The following is a 17,275-nucleotide window of genomic DNA, read 5'->3' on the forward strand; positions in this document are numbered from 1 at the left end:
GGGCTCCATCATTCGTCCGCCTTGAAGCCGGATGCCGCCACGATGGGCTTCCAGTGCTCGCGCTCGGTCGCGATGAGTCGCGCGTAGTCACCGGAGCCGGCGTAGGCGGGCTCGAGGCCGATCTGCTCCAGGCCGGCGATCAGCGTCTTGTCCCTGGCAGCGGCCTGTGTCGCGGCCGCGAGCGCGGCCACCGTCGAATCCGGCGTCGCGGCCGGTACGAAGACGCCATAGCTCTCCAGGCCCGTCACGGACCCGAAGCCCTGCTCGGCGAAGCTTGGAACGTTCGGGAGAAAGCGCGAGCGCCGATCGCTGCTCACGGCCAGCAGGCGGAGCTTCCCGCTGCCGAGGTATTGCAGGAAGTCCCCGGCGAAGCCGATGTAGGCGGGCACCTGGCCACCCAGCAGGTCCTGCATGGCCGGCGCGGAGCCCCGGTAGGCCACGTGGGTCAGGCCGACACCCGCGGCCTGGGAGAAGCGGTAGCCGAGGAACTGCGCCAGCGATCCCGCCGCGGGCGACGCATACGTGCGGGCCGCCTCGTTCGATTTGAGCCAGCGCGCGTAATCGGCGAGCGTGCGGACCTCCGGGGGAACCGCGGTGCTGATCGCCAGCACGCAGGTGGCCGAGGCGAGATTGGCGACCGGCCGAAGATCCTTGTCCGGGTCGTACGCCAGCCGGGTGTAGACGTGCGGATAGATCGTCATCGCCGAGGTGTGCGTGCAGAGCACGACGCTGCCGTCGGCGCGCTCGCGCTTCATCTGGGCGCTCGCGATGCGGCCTGCGGCGCCGGGACGGTTGTCCACCAGGAATGGGCGGTTCTGCGTGCGCCACGATTCCGCCAGGCGGCGTGCGGTCTGGTCCAGCGTGCCGCCGGCCGGATAGCCCACGACGATGCGGCCCATCGTGCCGTCCCCCTGCGCCCGCGCCGTGGCGGTGAACAAGGCGGGGGCCGGCGCCAGGCAGGCCACATACTTGGCGAAACGTCGCCGGGTGATTTCGGTCATCGCGGGCTCCATGTGATGCGGTGTGGGGTGGACATTGCCACCGCCCCGCAGCCGCCGGAAGCGACGAATCTGCAACGGCAACATGCACGAGGTGCAACATGACGAAAGCGCAGCCGGCGCTGAACCTGAGGCGCATCGACCTCAATCTGCTGCGCGTCTTCGACGCCGTGTTCGAGGACCGCAACCTGTTGCGCGCGGGCAAGCGCCTGCACCTGAGCCAGTCGGCGATCAGCCATGCGCTCGGGCGTCTGCGCGAAGGCTTGGAGGACGAGCTCTTCGTGCGTACGGCCAAGGGCATGGAGCCGACCGCGCGTGCGCTGGCCATGGCCCCGCCGCTGCGCGAGGCCTTGCGCAGCATCGAGGACACGCTGGGCGTACAGGCCTTCGATGCCGCGACCAGCGCGCGCCGCTTCGTGGTGGCGGCCAACGACTACGTGACCTCGGTGCTGCTCACCCGGCTGACCGGGCGCATGCAGGTGGAGGCGCCTTTGTCCGACCTGGTGGTCCGCCCTTCGACGCGGCTCGACCTGGCGGAGCAGCTCGACGTCGGGCGCATCGACATCGCGCTGGGCATCTTCGCGGAGGTCCCGGCGCGCTTTCAAAGCGTCCGCTTGTGGCTGCAGGAGGATGTTCTGGTCTTCAGGCGCGGACATCCGCTCGCGCGGCGCAAGCCGGGGGTCCGCGACCTGGCGAACCACCCGCTGCTGACGGTGTCGCTGGGCGGGCAGGAGGAGGGCGCGGTGAGCGGCTTCATCGTCGAGCGCGGCCTGGCGCGACAGTCGGAGATGTTCGATCGTTCGGCGTTGGAAGATGCGCTGGCCGCGGCCGGGCTGCGGCCCCGCTACCGGCTCACCGTGCCGCATTCGCTGGCCGTGCCCGATCTGCTCGCGGGCAGCGACATGCTCTCAATCGTCCCGGCGCCGCTGGCGCGGGCTTTCGTCGAGCGGCGCGAGCTGGTGGCGAAGGCCTTGCCCTATGCGACGCAGCACGCGATCGTGCGCGCCGTCTGGCACCGGCGCCATGAACACGATCCGGCGCATCTCTGGCTGCGCGAGCTGCTCGCGGAGCTGGCCATGTCCTTTGGTGCATGAGGATCTTGCGCAGGCTTCATTGGATTTCGCGCCGGTGCTCGTGCACGATCGCGGCATGAAGAACGCAGACCCCGTGGTGGCGGCCGATGGCCAGGCCTTCGCAGGCATCGTGGATGCCGTGATCCGGTCGCGAAGAAGCGTGCGCGCCTTCCGGTCGACACCGGTCCCCCGGTCCGTGGTGGCGGAGATCCTCGACCTCGCGCGCATGGCCCCCAGCAATTCCAACACCCAGCCCTGGTCGGTGCATGTGCTGGAGGGCGAGCCGAAGCAGCGGCTGAGCGCGCTCCTGCATGCATCGCACGAGCGCGATGCGCTGCCGCCCTCGGCCCACTTTCCGGACGAGCTGCCGGTCGCCTGCGCGTCGCGACAGGCGGACTTCGGCGCCCGCTACTACGCCGCGCTCGGCATCGACCGCGCGGACGCGGGCGCGCGCTCCAGGCAGTCGGCGCGCAACTTCTGCTTTTTCGACGCACCCGTGGGACTGATCTTCACCATCGACCGCCGGCTGACGCGCCACAGCTGGGCGGACTACGGCATGTTCCTGCAAACGCTGATGATCGCCGCGCGGGCCCGCGGCCTGGACACCTGCCCGCAGGTCTCCTTCGTGCGGCATGAGCCGGTCGTCGCCGCATTCCTCGGGCTGCCCGCGACGCAGACGGTGGTGTGCGGCATGTCCCTCGGCTTTGCGGACACCGAGGCCACGGTCAACCGGCTGGGCATGCCCCGTGAAGGCATCGACAACTTCGCGGTTTTCTGGGGCTTCGAAGACGAATAGCGCGGTCGGCGCATTCCGGATCGGAGCTCCGGAACATCCGGACGTGCCGGACGTGCCGGACGTGCCGGACGCGGAGCCTTTTCCTTGGTTTTCCGTTGCGTCTTCTGCGTTCGGATGTCAGATCCCGAATCGATCCAGCTACGGCCGCGAGGACGTCTCCCGGCGATCGAGCGTCGTTGCGACCAGGCCCCGCAGGTCCGACCACGGCTTGGCGCCCGGCAGGGTCGTCGAGTCCGTCACCGCGGCCTTGGCGAAGGCGACCATGCGTTCGCGCAGGTAGCGCAGGTCGGCCGGGTCCCAGGTCTCGATGGAATGCGGGCCGCGCGCGACCACGATCTCCTTCAGGCCTTGGATGCGGTCGTAGGCGGCGATCGTGCCCTCCAGGCTCTCTGCGCGGTCCCACAGTCCCTTGCCGAAGAAGGCGGCTGGCCAGCGCGCCATGCCGGCCAGCGTGGCCGAGCTCGGGTAGAAGACGATGTGATGGTCGGCCGCCATGCCGCCGAGGAAGAGGTTGCGGTCGCGCAGGTCGGACGCGTCCGGTACATAGCCCGCGCCGCTCGCAAACGACGCCAGCAGGATGGCACCCTTGATGTTGGTGTAGCCCCTGGGCGGCGTGCACGTGACCACCGGCACGTCGTAGCTGCAGGACTCGACGAAGTTCTTCGTCATCGCCCAGGCCGCGGACATCGAGCCGCGGGAGTAGCCGCCGAGCAGGAGGGGGATCTGCTTCGCCTTCATGCCGGCCAGCAGCCGCCCGCCTGCCGCACGGCCTTCGAGCACTTGCCCCGAGGGAGTGAGCAGGCGAAGACCTTCGCCGCTTTCCAACTGCTCGAGCATGCGGAACACGTCCTCGCCCTGTTCGAGCGTGTTGGTGTCGCTGAAGCCGCCGGAGATGCCCTCGCCGCGGCGGTCGCAGGCGAGCACATCGAAGCCGGCCGCGTTCAGCGCATGGAGGTTCTCGCGCCACCAGCGCTGACCCATCGTCTCGGTCTTGGCGTTGGGAAAGGCGACGGCGACGCTCCGGCCCGTGGCGGGATCGATGCGGTAGGCCTGCTCGTCCGGATGCTGAATGGCAGTCATCTGGCCGCCGCCGCCATTGGCCATGATCACCAGTGCGCGCTGCCGTCCGCCCTTGCCGTCATCCACGCCCTCGCCCTCGATGTACCAGCCGCGCAGCTTGAGGGTGTCCTGCATGTTCAGGTCGATGCGCTCGTAGGTGTCGCGCGGCGCACTGAACTCGACGATGAAGGTGCGCGGCTCCGCCTCGGCGATCGCCTCGCGGTAGGGCGGCCTGGCGAAGAAGGCCGGGCGCCGGATGTGCCGCAAGTCGACCTCGCCATCCGGGTCGATCCTGCCGGACGGATCGACCACGCCGATGGAGCGCGTGGTGCGCTCCTTGTTGGGCGGCAGCCAGCGCTGGATCTGGGCATCGATGCGCCGGAAACAATCGGCGTCTGCCTTGCACCCGCGCCAGCGGGCCTTGAGCTGCGCGTCGGTGAATTCGTCGACATAGAAGTCTCGGCCGCCGTAGTCCGCGGGCGGTCGATAGGCGCTCAGGAGCAGGGGCACGCAGACGGCTTGGCCGGCGGCACCGGGGAGCAGGTAGCCGGGCAGCACTGCATTGCGGTCGGCCCCCACGAATGCGCTGCAGTCGGTGGGTGGCGGCGCGGCGCGGGACGACGCGCCGTCGCTGCCGGGAAGGGCACAGCCGGCAACGACGAGCAGCGCCAGCGCCGCGCTTCTTCGAAGGCGGCATACGACTTGGGGCACGGCGGCATGATGCGCCGGTGCGCCCGAGCCTTCAAGTGCGGGGCGACGCGGCGGGCTGACGAGGTCCCGGCCTTTCTGTTGCCGAGCCTGCAGAAACTGCAGGGGCCGGGAACCCTTTCGGGCTACTCCGAGCGGGCTTTAGGCCTGCTTCAGGTAAAAGCTTTCATTAGCATTTACTGGATTTGCTCTGCTTACGGCAGTCGCCTCTCGGATCGTCGCCCTCGACCGCCATGCGTCGTCGAAACCATTCAGCCCCACGAGACTGCGGACGCATGCGCATCCGCACTCTGGTGGAGCTGGGGGGAATCGAACCCCCGTCCGACACACTTGAATTTCAAGCTTCAGGGACTTCCGGCGGATTGCGCCATCAGACCCACACGATCATTCTTCAACTGCAGGCGACGAACATGCCTCGTTGACCCAAGCTGAGTGGCACGGGCTCGACAAAGGTTCCATGCGCTAAGCCGCGATGAGCTTCTGCACCAGTTCCGCCGTCGTCGCCGCGGCGTACTTGCGCATCAAACGGGCCCGATGGATCTCGACCGTGCGGTGGCTGATGCCCAACGCCCGTCCGATCTCCTTCGAGGTCAGGCCCTTCATCAGCTGCGCGGCCACCTCGCGCTCGCGCGGCGTGAGCTCGGCCTTGGCCACGCGGCGCGAGCCCAGGTCCTCGAAGGTCCAGATGCCGGCCTCGTGCGGCGCGGCGCGATTGAGCGCCTGGCCGCTCACGTGGCACCAGAAGGTCTCGCCCGCGAAGGCGCCGTGCAGGCCGCCGACGCGCCGCATCATGCGGTTGTCGGCATAGCGGCCGCTCGCGTTGAGGATCGGCTCCATGCGCTTGCCGATGCGCTCGAATTCGACGACGCTCGGGTAGAGCACGCGGAAGGACTGGCCGATCAGCATGTCGCGCGTGGCGCCGAACATTTCGCACAGGCGCGCGTTGCAATCGACGATGATCCGGTGGCGCGACAGCACCATGCCCACCGGCGCCTCCTCGAAGGCGAGCCGGTAGTCGATGGCGGCGAGGGCGGCGTCGGGTGTCTCCATTACGAAATACTACGTATGCGCATACGTAGTATCGTGCGGGTTCTCCATCAACCACCATTTCCGAACGAGGAATCATGGCGAACAAGATCTATCCCTCCGCCGATGCGGCGCTCAAGGGCGTCGTCGCCGATGGCCAGACGCTCGCGGTCGGCGGCTTCGGTCTGTGCGGCATTCCCGAAGCCCTGATCGATGCACTGCACGACTCGGGCGTGAAGAACCTGACCTGCATCTCCAACAACGCCGGTGTCGACGGCTTCGGCCTGGGCAAGCTGCTCGAGACGCGCCAGATCAAGAAGATGATCGCGAGCTACGTGGGCGAGAACAAGGAATTCGAGCGCCAGTACCTGGCGAAGGAACTGGAGCTCGAATTCACGCCCCAGGGCACACTGGCCGAGAAGCTGCGCGCCGGCGGCGCAGGCATCCCGGCCTTCTTCACCAAGACGGGTGTCGGCACCCTGGTGGCGGAGGGCAAGGAGCTGCGCGAGTTCGACGGCGAAACCTACGTGATGGAACGCTCGCTGGTGCCCGACGTGGCGCTGGTCAAGGCCCATGTGGCCGACAAGTCCGGCAACCTGCGCTTCCGCCTCACCGCGCGCAATTTCAACCCGGCGGCGGCGATGGCCGGCAAGATCTGCATCGTCGAGGTCGAGAAGATCGTCGAAATCGGCGAACTCGCGCCGGACGATATTCATTTGCCGGGCATCTACGTGCACCGCATCGTGCTCAACGCCCACCCCGAGAAGCGCATCGAGAAGCGCACGGTGAGCGCCGCCGTCGACGTGGCCGCCGCCAAGGTCGAGGCGCAGGCCGCCATCGCCCAGGCCGCCGCCGGCAGCGAGGTGCCGGCCCCCGTCAAGAACAGCAGCAGCAAAGGAGCCTGAGATGAAACGCCCCCACGTTCGGCACTTCGTGTCCTCTCTGCCCCCCGAGGGGGCGCACGCCTCCCTCGGGGCGGCCCGGCAGGAGGCCTGAATGCCCTGGACCCAAGACCAGATGGCGGCGCGCGCCGCCCAGGAGCTGGAAGACGGCTTCTACGTGAACCTCGGCATCGGCATCCCCACGCTGGTGGCCAACTTCGTCGGCGACAAGGAAGTCTGGCTGCAGAGCGAGAACGGCATGCTCGGCATCGGTCCCTTCCCGACCGAGGACCAGGTCGACGCCGATCTGATCAACGCCGGCAAGCAGACCGTGACCACCTTGCCCGGCTCCGCCATCTTCGGCAGCCACGACAGCTTCGCGATGATCCGCGGCGGCAAGATCAACCTGTCGATCCTCGGCGCCATGCAGGTGAGCGCCAAGGGTGACTTGGCCAACTGGATGATCCCCGGCAAGATGGTCAAGGGCATGGGCGGCGCGATGGACCTGGTGGCCGGCGTGAAGCGCGTGATCGTGCTGATGGAGCACGTGGCGCGCAAGAAGGACGGCACCGAGGACCTCAAGATCCTCGAGGAGTGCACGCTGCCGCTGACCGGCGTGGGCGTGGTGGACCGCATCATCACCGACCTGGCCGTGATGGACGTCACGCCCGAAGGCCTGAAGGTGGTCGAGCTGGCCGAGGGCGTCACTTTCGAGGCGCTGCAGGCCAAGACCGGGGTCAAGCTCCTGCACTGAAGTGCCGGGCGCCGTTCCCTCTCCCTGCGGGAGACGGCGGGGTGAGGGCAGCGGCGCCCGAACCCTGACGACAACGCCATGCACCCCGACGAAACCCTCCGGCGCCTCTGGGACCTGGCCGGGCTGCCGCCGGAGGCCCTCGGCTTCGCCCGCCTGACCGGCGCCGAACCGGCGCTGCCATCGTCCTTCGCCGTCGGCACCGCCGCACAGGCCAGCATTGCTGCCGCCGCGCTCGCTGCCTGTGAGCTGGGGCACCTCCGCGGCGCGCCGAGGCAGCAGGTCACGGTCGACATGCTGCACGCAGCGCTGGAATGCACCGCCTGGTTCAGTCTCGACGGCCGGGTGCCGCCGCAGTGGGATCCTTTCTCCGGCCTCTACCGCTGCGCCGATGGCTGGGTGCGCGTGCACGCGAACTTTGCCCACCACCGCGACGGCGCGCTGCGCCTGATGGGGCTGGATCCGTCCACCGCGCAGCGGGCCGACGCCGAGACGGCCATGTCGCGCTGGAAGGCGATCGATTTCGAGACGGCCGCAGCCGACGCCGGCGTGGTGGCCACTGCGCTGCGGCGCTTCGACGAATGGGATGCGACCCCGCAAGGCCGGGCCATTGCAGCCCAGCCCTTGTTCACCCTCGAGCGCATCGGCGACGCGCCGCCGCGAAAGCTGCCGCCGATCGACGAATCGCTCCCACCGCTCGCGGGCTTGCGGGTGCTGGACCTCACGCGCGTGCTGGCCGGTCCCGTCGGCTGCCGCGCACTGGCAGCCTTTGGCGCGGACGTCATGCTTGTCAACGCGCCGCATCTGCCGAACATCGAAGCCATTGCCGACACCAGCCGAGGCAAGCTCTCGGCGCATCTGGAATTGAACAGCGATGCCGGGCGCGCGACGCTCGCCGGGCTGCTGACCGATGCCCACGTGTTCGTGCAGGGCTACCGGCCCGGTGGCCTGGCGCAACGAGGCTTCGGTGCGGCGCAGAACGCGCAGCGGCGTCCTGGCATCGTGCATGTCTCGCTCTCGGCTTACGGCACCGAGGGTCCCTGGGCGCCGCGGCGTGGTTTCGATTCGCTGGTGCAGACGGCCATGGGCTTCAACCATGCCGAGGGCGAAGCAGCCGGGGAGGGCCGGCCGCGGGCTTTGCCGATGCAAATCCTCGACGAGGCGACGGGTTACCTGATCGCGATGGGCGCCGCTGCGGCGCTGTGGCGCCAGCAGCGCGAGGGCGGCAGCTGGCTCGTCCAGGTTTCATTGGCGCAGACCGGCCAGTGGTTACGCGGCCTGGGCCGGTTGTCGAATGGATTCGAGGTGCCGAGACCCGACATCGAACCCTGGCTGGAAAGCGCTGCTTCGGGTTTCGGCGAGCTCCGGAGCATGCGGCTCAGCGCACAGCTGGCCCGAACTCCGGTTGCCTGGCGGCGGCCCTCGATGCCGCCCGGAACCCACCCCCCTCGTTGGCCCTGAAGCTCAGCGTGCAAGCGCGGCCACGATCATCGACAGAGCGAAGCTGGTAAAGGTCATCGACAGCGCGACAAGAAGGATTTGCGTCTTGCGCGAGAGCTTGTGCCAGATCTCGGCAGATCGGTTCGCGGTTTGGCTCAACACGGATTGAAGGAAGGTGGTGACGCGATCCCCTTCGGGCGGCTCGCGATGCAGGGGTTGAAGGCCGGAATGCAGGTTATCCAGTGAAGTCGAGGCGGCTGAACTCATGGCAATCTCCGATCAGTGGGGCGCGAAGAGCAATTCATCTGTCCTGCGCATGAACGAAGTATTTGGTTTCCAGGCTCTTGGCACATCGACCAGAGGAGCCAGTTCGGTCGCGACGGAGGGCCATGGCGAAAGGCCATGGGCTTGCACCGCGGCTCAAGCCTGCGGCGGACGCGCGGCGGCTGGTGTGAACCCTGTCACGAGCTGCATGGGCTCGGCCCCGATATTGACCACCTGGCTGTCGACGCCGGCGGGCAGCACCAGGCTGCAGGGTGCATGAAAGCGCTGGGATGCGCCGTCGATCATCAGCTTGCCGTGGCCCGTGAGCACCAGCACGACCCGTGCGCATTCGATGGGCAGGAGGTCTATGCGCGCGTCGATCTCGAGGACTTCCATCCAGAGCTCGAAAGGCGCGAACCCGAGCCCTCGATGGGCTGCGGCAAAGCGCTGCCGCCCTTCGGATTGGAGGCGTGGCAGTGTGGTGTGATCGATGACGTGCATGGTTCGAAGCTGGGTGGCTGGCGCGCTCCGTCATGGCGCGGCGCATCCTTTTGCTCTTGTGGGTCTGGCGCCAGTGTTCCCCGTCCCGGGCCGGGTGCCTAGGCCAATCGAGAGCCAATGGCGAGCCAATCGGCCTGTTCAAGGGGGATGGTCTTGGCTCTATAGTCAGAACGTCGACTGAAAGGACCATGCAGCTCGCGACCTTTGCTCGAACCAAGATCCAGCCGCCGCGGTTTCGCGCCGGCTTGATCGAGCGCAGCGAGCTGGAACGGCGCATGAGCGTCGCGCTGAGCACCCGTCGACTGGTTCTGCTGGTCGCGCCGGCGGGTTTCGGCAAGACGGCGGCCCTGTCCCGCGAGTTCCGGCGCCTGCCGGAAGGCTGTGCGGCGGTATGGATGACGGTCGACGGGGATGACGACCTCCTGCGCTTCCTGACCTGCCTGAGCGATGCCCTGGAGCCCTACGATCCGCCCTGGCGCACTTCGCCCGAGGCCCTGGCCAACCAGTTGTCGGCAGGCTCCGCCCTGAGGGCCGGCGCCGACGAATTCCTGAGCGTGCTGGGAGCCATCCCCGTCGACCGTGGCGTCATTGCGCTGGACGATCTGCATGCCGTCGCGGACGTCCGGGTGTTCGAGTTCGTGGGGCTGCTGGTGGCGGGCCTACCCGAGAATTGGACCATCGCGATTGCGTCGCGCGTCGATCCGCCGCTCTCGCTGGCGCGGCTGCGCGCCCGGCGCGAGCTAGCCGAGTTCCGGCAAGCGGACCTCAGCTTCAGTCGACAGGAAATTCAGTTGCTGTGCGGCGGCTCGGGCGCGGTCAGCGACGAGGCCGCGGATCGCCTGCTCGAACTCACGGATGGCTGGGCCGCGGGGGTGTCCCTGAGCCTGGGGACGCCTGCCGCTTCGGGACCGAATGCGCCGGAGGGTCGCCGGAGCCGGCGGCGCCTTTTCGACTACCTGGCCACCGAGGTGTTTGACACGATGCCGCAGGAACTGCGCGACTTTTTGCTGCGCTGCTCCGTGCTGCCCGAGCTTTCCGTCAGCCAGTGCACGGAGGTCAGCGGCAATCCGAATGCGGCCGAGTTGCTGGAGGAGATCGAGCAGCGCGGCCTGTTTGCTTCCGTCCTCGAAGGCGAAGAGCTCACCTTGCGCTTGCACGACCTGTTCCGTGACTTCCTGGATGATCGGCTCAGGCGGCAGTTTCCAGGCGAGACGTTGCTGCTGCAACAGAGAGCGGCGCAGTCCGAGCGCGATCTGGTCCGGAAGATGCATCTTCTCTTGCGGGCCGGCGATTGGTCCCAGGCCGAGCGTTTGCTTGCGGACCTCGCTCCGACCCTCGTCACGTCCGGCGAGAGCGCCCAGGTGGCGCGGCTCGTCGACCAGTTTCCCCCGCACGAGAGGAAGGTTTCGCCGGAGCTCGCCTATGCCCGCGGGCTGTGTGCGTGGCATGAATTCGAAGACCCGGTGGTGGTCGAAACGATGAGCATGGCGGGCCTGGGTTTCGAGCGTTTGGGCCGACCCCGGCAAGCACTGGAGGCGCGCATCTTCGAGGCGATCTCGCTGATGTTCCTGGGGCGGCTCGACGAGGCGGACAGCCGGGCGCAGGCGATCCATGCCGACCCCGGGGTTCCCGAGGCGGAGGTTCTCATCGAACTCTTCGGGTATTGGCGCACAGGGATCTATGGCCCCGTCGGCGGCCCGGCCGGGCATCTCGCAAGAATGGTGGATCTTCTCGCGCAAGGTGCGTCCGCAGAGCTTTGGCATCGATGCACGCCAAGGCTCTACCTGATGATCGGCCGGCCCGGTGTTGCGGCGCCCATGCGGCGTTTCGTCGAGGGCGCGCGCGCGGCCGCCCGGGAATCCAGCGAGCCGCTCGAGGCGGCGGCGACCGTGCTCGACACCTGGCTGCTGTTATGGCGCGGCCACCGCGAGACCGCTCGCGCGGCCATCGATCGCCTGAAGGCGCAAAGCCGCTGGCTAGGCCAACCCAGGAGCCTGCGGGTGCCGCTGATGGGCGCCGTGGTGGCATTCAACGCCATCCTCGGAGACAAGGAGGGCGTGCGGACGGGCTGCGAAGCCCTGATGGCCAAGATGCTCACTTCGGCGATCCACGCGGACTGGCGCACGAACATCACGGCGTGGGCGGGGCGCCAGGCGGCGGCTGCGGACGACTGGCCGGCCGTGCGCCAGGCCTTGCAGGTGCTCGAAGGATCGAACGGGAGTACCGCATTTCCGCGGCTCGGCGTGTACGCGCTGCGGGGTCGCCTGTACCTGCACGATGGGCGCAATGACGATGCGCTTCAAGCGCTGAGGCTCGCCGCCGAAAGTTCGGCCGGCGTGGACCGGGTGGGATTCGACGCGTTCGTGCGCGTTTCGCTGGCGCTGGCCGAACTGCGGGGAGGCTCGCCGAATGCCGCGTGGCGGGTGATCGAACCCTTGGTCGGCGCCGCAACTCAGACGGGCGAGGTGGGCGGCGTCCTGCTCTGCGGGGCGGCGATGCTCGCCGAGCTGGCGCAGGGCCACTGGGGCACGGCGGCGCCGGTGGAGGGCCTGGCAGTCATCGGCGACTGGGCGGCACTCGCGCGACGATGGCGATCCGAAGCCACGGAGCGGCACGAAGGGGCGGCAGGCGGCGAGCCCTGGCTCAGCGCGCGCGAGATCGAAGTCCTGCAGTGCCTCGCCGCCGGGCAGAGCAACAAGCTGATCGCCCGCGCGCTCGACCTGAGCCCGCACACGGTCAAGCGCCACGTGGCGCGCATCCTCGACCGGCTCGATTTGTCGTCGCGCGGCGAGGCCGCGGCCTGGTACCAGGAGCACCTGCGCCGCTGATCTTCGGCAGCCGGCGGAGATGCTGCTCGAGAGATCTGGTCTGCGGCCGGCGGGCTCACGCTTCCTGCGGCAGCAGCACCGTCCGCTGTGCTTCCACCGTCTCCCGCAGGAACTGCCACACCGCCTGCATCCGCGCCAGGTGCTTGCTCTCCGCGGGCATCGACATCCAGAAGGTGCGTGTGAAATTCGCCTCCCCCGGCAGCACGCGGCACAGCGATGCGTCGCGCTCGGCGATGAAGGCCGGCAGCACCGCGATCCCGGCGCCGGCCAATGCCGCCTGGTGCTGCGCCAGGATACTGGTGCTGCGCAGTGAGAAGGCGTCGGGGCGGTAGAGCTCGTCGAGGTAGTGCAGCTCCTTGCTGAAGAGCAGGTCATCCACGTAGCTGATGAAGGTGTGGCCGCGCAGGTCCTCGCGCAAGGCGATGGGCGGGTGCGCGGCGAGGTAGTCCACCGACGCGTAGAGCCGCAGCACGTAGTCGGTCAGCTTGCTGACCACCACGGGCCCGCGCGCCGGCCGCTCCAGCGAGATCACGATGTCCGCCTCGCGGCGCGAGAGGTGCACCAGTCGCGGCATGGCGAGCAGGTCGATCACCAGCTTCGGGTGCTGCTGCGCGAAGCGCGCGAGCTGCGGCGCGAGCACCATCGTGCCGAAGCCCTCGGTGGCGCCGATGCGCACCAGGCCCGACAAGCCTTCGTGCGCCGCCGGCGCCGCGCTCTCGACGGCGAGAAAGGCGCCCTCCATGGCCTCGACCTGCGGCTGCAGGCGGCGGCCTGCCTCGGTCAGCCGATGGCCGCCGGCTTCGCGCGCAAAGAGGGCGGTGCCGATCTCCTTCTCCAGCGCCTGGATGCGCCGTGCGACCGTGGTGTGGTCGACCGCCAGCCGGCGCGCTGCACTCACCAGCGTGCCGGTGCGCGCCAGCTCCAGGAAGAAGCGCAGGTTGTCCCAATCCATGCTTTGCAATTATGCAGATGTCGGGTGCGTATTTGTCTATTGCCATGGCAAAAGTGCAAAGCTAGCATCGGTCGCTGCGGTCCTTTTCAAGGGTCACTTTTCAGGAGACAAATTCATGGATGCCACCACCACGCCCGCGACCCAGGTCGCGACTGTCAAGCTCTTGATCGGCGGCAAGTTCGTCGAGTCGAAGACCAGCGATTGGCGCGATATCGTCAACCCTGCGACACAGGAAGTCCTGGCGCGCGTTCCCTTTGCAACCCCGGCCGAGGTCGATGCCGCCGTGGCCTCGGCCCAGGACGCCTTCAAGACGTGGCGCAAGACCGCCATCGGCGCCCGGGCGCGCATCTTCCTCAAGTACCAGCAGCTGATTCGCGAGCACATGAGCGAGCTGGCTGCCATCCTCACGGCCGAGCAGGGCAAGACGCTGCCCGATGCCGAGGGCGACGTGTTCCGCGGCCTCGAAGTGGTCGAGCATGCGGCCGGCATCGGCAACCTTCAGTTGGGGGAACTGGCCAACAACGTGGCCGGCGGCGTCGACACCTATACGCTGCTGCAGCCGCTCGGCGTGTGCGCGGGCATCACGCCCTTCAACTTCCCGGCCATGATCCCGCTGTGGATGTTCCCGATGGCCATCGTGACCGGCAACACCTTCGTGCTCAAGCCCTCGGAGCAGGACCCGATGGTGACCATGCGTCTCTGCGAGCTGGCGCTGGAAGCCGGCATCCCGCCGGGCGTGCTCAACGTCGTGCACGGCGGCGAGGCCGTGGTCAACGCGATCTGCGACCACAAGGACATCAAGGCGATCTCCTTCGTCGGCTCCACCAAGGTCGGCACCCATGTCTACCACCGCGCCACGCTCGCCGGCAAGCGCGTGCAATGCATGATGGGTGCGAAGAACCACGCCATCGTCATGCCCGACGCGCACAAGGACCAGTCGCTCAATGCGCTCGTCGGCGCGAGCTTCGGCGCGGCGGGCCAGCGCTGCATGGCGGTGTCGGTCGCGGTGCTGGTGGGCGATGCGCGCAAATGGATTCCGGACCTGGTCGAGAAGGCCAAGACGCTCAAGATCGGCGCCGGTACCGAGAAGGGCGTGGACGTCGGTCCGCTGGTGTCGTGTGCGGCCTATGAGCGCGTCACCGGCCTGATCGAACGCGGCATCGCCGACGGCGCCACGCTGGAGCTGGATGGCCGCAAACCGACGGTGCCCGGCTACGAAAAGGGCAACTTCGTCGGCCCGACGATCTTCTCCGGCGTGAAGCCTGGCATGACGATCTACGACCAGGAGATCTTCGGCCCCGTGCTGTGCGTGGCGGGCGCGGAAAGCATCGACGAGGCGATCGAGATGATCAACGCCAACCCCAATGGCAACGGCACTGCGATCTTCACGCAGTCCGGCGCGGCGGCGCGACGCTTCCAGGAAGACATCGATATCGGTCAGGTGGGCATCAACGTGCCGATTCCGGTGCCGGTGCCGATGTTCTCCTTCACCGGCTCGCGCGCGTCCAAGCTCGGCGACCTGGGGCCCTATGGCAAGCAGGTGGTCCTGTTCTATACGCAGACCAAGACGGTGACGTCGCGCTGGTTCGACGATGCCACGGCGCATGGGCTGAACACCACCATCAGCCTCAAGTAATCTCGGGCGCATGGACTTCGAACTCTCCGAAGAGCAGCGCGCCTTCGCCCAGACCGCGCGCGAATTCGCACTCGCCGAATTCGCACCGCATGCGGCGCAATGGGACGCGGAAGGCATCTTCCCGCGCGAGGCCATTGCCAAGGCCGGCGAGCTGGGCTTCTGCGGCCTGTATGCGCCCGAGAGCATCGAAGGCCTGGCACTGCCGCGGCTCGATGCCACCCTGGTGTTCGAGGAGATGGCTGCGGTCGATCCGTCGACCACCGCCTTCATCACGATCCACAACATGGCCACCTGGATGCTCGGCACCTGGGGCGGGCCGGCGGTGCGCGAGCGCTGGGGAGCGGATCTCACCAGCGGGCGCAAGCTGGCCTCCTATTGCCTGACCGAAGCGGGCGCCGGGTCGGATGCGGGCTCGCTCAAGACGCGTGCCGAACTGCAGGGCGCCGAGTACGTCATCAACGGCGGCAAGGCCTTCATCTCCGGCGCCGGTTCGACCGACGTGCTGGTGCTGATGGCGCGCACGGGCGGCGGCGGCGCCGGCGGCATCTCGGCCTTTGCGCTACCCGCCGATGCGCCTGGCGTCAGCTATGGCAAGAAGGAACACAAGATGGGCTGGAACAGCCAGCCCACCCGCACCATCAGCTTCGACAACGTGCGCGTCCCGGCCGCAAACCTGCTCGGCAGCGAAGGCGAGGGCTTCCGCATCGCCATGAAGGGGCTGGACGGCGGCCGCATCAACATCGCGACCTGCTCCGTCGGTGCGGCCCAGGGCGCGCTCGATGCGGCACGGCGCTACCTGCACGAGCGCCAGCAATTCGGCAAGCCGCTCGCGACCTTCCAGGCCCTGCAGTTCAAGCTGGCCGACATGGCGACCGAACTGGTCGCCGCGCGGCAGATGGTCCGCCTGGCCGCCAGCAAGCTGGATGCCGGCCATGCCGACGCCAGCACCTACTGTGCGATGGCCAAGCGCTTCGCGACCGATGCCGGCTTCCGCATTTGCAACGAGGCGCTGCAGCTGCACGGCGGCTATGGCTACCTGAGCGAATTCCCCCTCGAGCGGCTGGTGCGCGATACGCGCGTGCACCAGATCCTCGAGGGCACCAACGAAATCATGCGCGTGATCGTCTCGCGCAAGCTGCTGGAGGGCGATAGCGATATTCGCTGAGCAGAATCCCTGTGTCTTTTCCGCATCCTTCGCGAGTCCTTTGCGCGCTTCGCCCAAGAGAGTCCTGATTCAACAACCATGACCGACCCCGTCGTCCTCTTCCAAGAAATCACGACCGCCGGCGGCAAGCGCTTCGGCGTGGCCACCCTCAACGCGCCGGCTTCGCTCAACGCGCTGTCGGTGGAGATGGTGCGCCTGCTCACGCCAAAGCTGCGCGGATGGGCGCACGATCCGTCCGTGGCCGGCGTGCTGCTCCAGGCCGCGGGCGAGAAGGCCTTCTGCGCCGGCGGCGACCTGCGACAGCTCTACCAGACGCTGCGCGAGTGCGGGCCCGAACGCAACCGCTACGCCGAGCGCTTCTTCGCCGAAGAGTACGAGCTCGACTACCTGATCCACACCTTCCCCAAGCCCATCCTGTGCTGGGGCCATGGCATCGTGATGGGCGGCGGCATCGGCCTCATGGCGGGTGCTTCGCATCGTGTCGTCACGGCGCAAAGCCGCCTGGCGATGCCCGAGATCAGCATCGGCCTCTACCCCGACGTGGGCGGCAGCTGGTTCCTGCGCCGCATGCCGGGCCGCGTGGGTCTGTTCCTCGCGCTCACCGGGGCCAACCTCAACGCCGCCGATGCGATCTTCTGCGGCTTGGCCGACCTGCTGGTGCCGCACGAGCGCAAGCCGCAGGTGCTCGACGCGATCGCCGAGGGACGATGGACCGGCGAGGCGAAAGCCGATCGCGCCGCGCTCTCGCGCATCCTTGCCCAGGCGGGCGAGGACGCGGCGTTGCCGTCTTCCAAGGTTCGCGAGCACTTCGACACGATCAACGCCCTGATGGCCGGCGACGACCTGCACGACATCGCGCAGCGGCTGCGGGCGCTGCAAAGCGAAGACCCATGGCTTCAGGCTGCGGCGAAGACCTTCGCCACGGGCGCGCCGAGTTCGGCCGCGCTCAGCTTCGAGCTGTGGCAGCGCGTGCACCGCATGTCGCTGGCCGAGGTGTTCCGCCTGGAGTACTGGGCCTCGCTGGGCTGCTGCGCGCACGAGGATTTCGCGGAGGGCATTCGCGCGCTGCTGATCGAGAAGGACCGCAACCCCAGATGGAGCCCGGCCACGCTCGAGGAGATCACGCCGGAATTCGTCGCGGATCACCTGCGCGCGCGCGGCGAGATGCCGGGCGAACTGGCCGGGCTTGTGTAGCCA

General features: G+C 68.2%; 15 protein-coding genes. 9 read left to right on the plus strand and 6 right to left on the minus strand.

All coding sequences use genetic code 11. The features are described 5' to 3' along the window. Positions 1 to 8 precede the first annotated feature (8 nt). The gene (locus tag J2739_RS25780) at positions 9 to 1,001 is read right to left on the minus strand and encodes a tripartite tricarboxylate transporter substrate-binding protein (protein WP_309907026.1); all 993 of its coding nucleotides are present in this window, start codon (positions 999 to 1,001) and stop codon (positions 9 to 11) included. A 98-nt stretch (positions 1,002 to 1,099) separates the two neighbouring features. Here J2739_RS25780 and J2739_RS25785 point away from each other — a divergent pair, with 98 nt between their 5' ends. Next, positions 1,100 to 2,092, plus strand: coding sequence for a LysR family transcriptional regulator (locus J2739_RS25785; protein WP_309907028.1), 993 nt, complete (start codon positions 1,100 to 1,102; stop codon positions 2,090 to 2,092). A gap of 55 nt (positions 2,093 to 2,147) precedes the next feature. After that, positions 2,148 to 2,867 carry a nitroreductase gene (locus J2739_RS25790; protein WP_309907030.1) on the plus strand — a complete coding sequence of 240 codons (720 nt, stop codon included), beginning with the start codon at positions 2,148 to 2,150 and terminating at the stop codon, positions 2,865 to 2,867. 138 nt (positions 2,868 to 3,005) lie between these two features. On the opposite strand, the gene J2739_RS25795 is transcribed toward J2739_RS25790, so the two are convergent. Together J2739_RS25795 and J2739_RS25800 are read right to left on the minus strand one after the other, a co-directional pair. Further along, positions 3,006 to 4,637 (minus strand): hypothetical protein, encoded by a 1,632-nt coding sequence (locus J2739_RS25795; RefSeq protein ID WP_309907032.1) that lies wholly within the window; start codon positions 4,635 to 4,637, stop codon positions 3,006 to 3,008. A 459-nt stretch (positions 4,638 to 5,096) separates the two neighbouring features. Then, entirely contained in the window at positions 5,097 to 5,684 is a 588-nt protein-coding gene (locus J2739_RS25800) for a LuxR C-terminal-related transcriptional regulator (RefSeq protein WP_309907033.1), read from the minus strand. A gap of 74 nt (positions 5,685 to 5,758) precedes the next feature. On the opposite strand from J2739_RS25800, the gene J2739_RS25805 reads away from it, so the two are divergent. The 3 genes from J2739_RS25805 (at position 5,759) to J2739_RS25815 (ending at position 8,753) form a co-directional block, all read left to right on the plus strand. Then, complete coding sequence (locus J2739_RS25805) at positions 5,759 to 6,565, plus strand: CoA transferase subunit A (protein ID WP_309907035.1); 807 nt, start codon at positions 5,759 to 5,761, stop codon at positions 6,563 to 6,565. 91 nt (positions 6,566 to 6,656) lie between these two features. Then, a complete protein-coding gene (locus J2739_RS25810; protein ID WP_106560682.1) occupies positions 6,657 to 7,295 on the plus strand; it encodes a 3-oxoacid CoA-transferase subunit B in 639 nt (212 codons plus the stop codon). Positions 7,296 to 7,373: 78 nt separating this feature from the next. Further along, complete coding sequence (locus tag J2739_RS25815; RefSeq protein WP_309907037.1) at positions 7,374 to 8,753, plus strand: CoA transferase; 1,380 nt, start codon at positions 7,374 to 7,376, stop codon at positions 8,751 to 8,753. A gap of 3 nt (positions 8,754 to 8,756) precedes the next feature. Here the strand turns inward: J2739_RS25815 and J2739_RS25820 are convergent, their stop codons facing one another. Both J2739_RS25820 and J2739_RS25825 read right to left on the minus strand, forming a co-directional pair. Beyond that, positions 8,757 to 8,999 carry a hypothetical protein gene (locus J2739_RS25820; protein ID WP_309907039.1) on the minus strand — a complete coding sequence of 81 codons (243 nt, stop codon included), beginning with the start codon at positions 8,997 to 8,999 and terminating at the stop codon, positions 8,757 to 8,759. Between the two features lie 153 nt (positions 9,000 to 9,152). Next, on the minus strand, positions 9,153 to 9,392 hold the full coding sequence (locus J2739_RS25825) for a cupin domain-containing protein (protein WP_309907041.1): 240 nt from the start codon (positions 9,390 to 9,392) through the stop codon (positions 9,153 to 9,155). Positions 9,393 to 9,685: 293 nt separating this feature from the next. On the opposite strand from J2739_RS25825, the gene J2739_RS25830 reads away from it, so the two are divergent. Then, positions 9,686 to 12,325 (plus strand): winged helix-turn-helix domain-containing protein, encoded by a 2,640-nt coding sequence (locus J2739_RS25830; RefSeq protein ID WP_309907044.1) that lies wholly within the window; start codon positions 9,686 to 9,688, stop codon positions 12,323 to 12,325. 55 nt (positions 12,326 to 12,380) lie between these two features. Here J2739_RS25830 and J2739_RS25835 read toward each other — a convergent pair whose 3' ends face one another. After that, the gene (locus J2739_RS25835) at positions 12,381 to 13,277 is read right to left on the minus strand and encodes a LysR family transcriptional regulator (protein ID WP_309907046.1); all 897 of its coding nucleotides are present in this window, start codon (positions 13,275 to 13,277) and stop codon (positions 12,381 to 12,383) included. Positions 13,278 to 13,392: 115 nt separating this feature from the next. On the opposite strand from J2739_RS25835, the gene J2739_RS25840 reads away from it, so the two are divergent. The 3 genes from J2739_RS25840 to J2739_RS25850 all read left to right on the plus strand — a co-directional run bounded on the left by J2739_RS25840 (position 13,393) and on the right by J2739_RS25850 (position 17,272). Continuing rightward, a complete protein-coding gene (locus J2739_RS25840; RefSeq protein ID WP_309907048.1) occupies positions 13,393 to 14,913 on the plus strand; it encodes a CoA-acylating methylmalonate-semialdehyde dehydrogenase in 1,521 nt (506 codons plus the stop codon). Positions 14,914 to 14,923: 10 nt separating this feature from the next. Continuing rightward, the gene (locus J2739_RS25845; RefSeq protein ID WP_309907050.1) at positions 14,924 to 16,078 is read left to right on the plus strand and encodes an acyl-CoA dehydrogenase family protein; all 1,155 of its coding nucleotides are present in this window, start codon (positions 14,924 to 14,926) and stop codon (positions 16,076 to 16,078) included. A gap of 78 nt (positions 16,079 to 16,156) precedes the next feature. Further along, positions 16,157 to 17,272 carry an enoyl-CoA hydratase/isomerase family protein gene (locus J2739_RS25850; RefSeq protein WP_309907052.1) on the plus strand — a complete coding sequence of 372 codons (1,116 nt, stop codon included), beginning with the start codon at positions 16,157 to 16,159 and terminating at the stop codon, positions 17,270 to 17,272. Positions 17,273 to 17,275: the final 3 nt, after the last annotated feature.

Origin of the sequence: Variovorax soli (genome assembly GCF_031454625.1) — a bacterium.
Lineage (GTDB): Bacteria > Pseudomonadota > Gammaproteobacteria > Burkholderiales > Burkholderiaceae_C > Variovorax > Variovorax soli_A.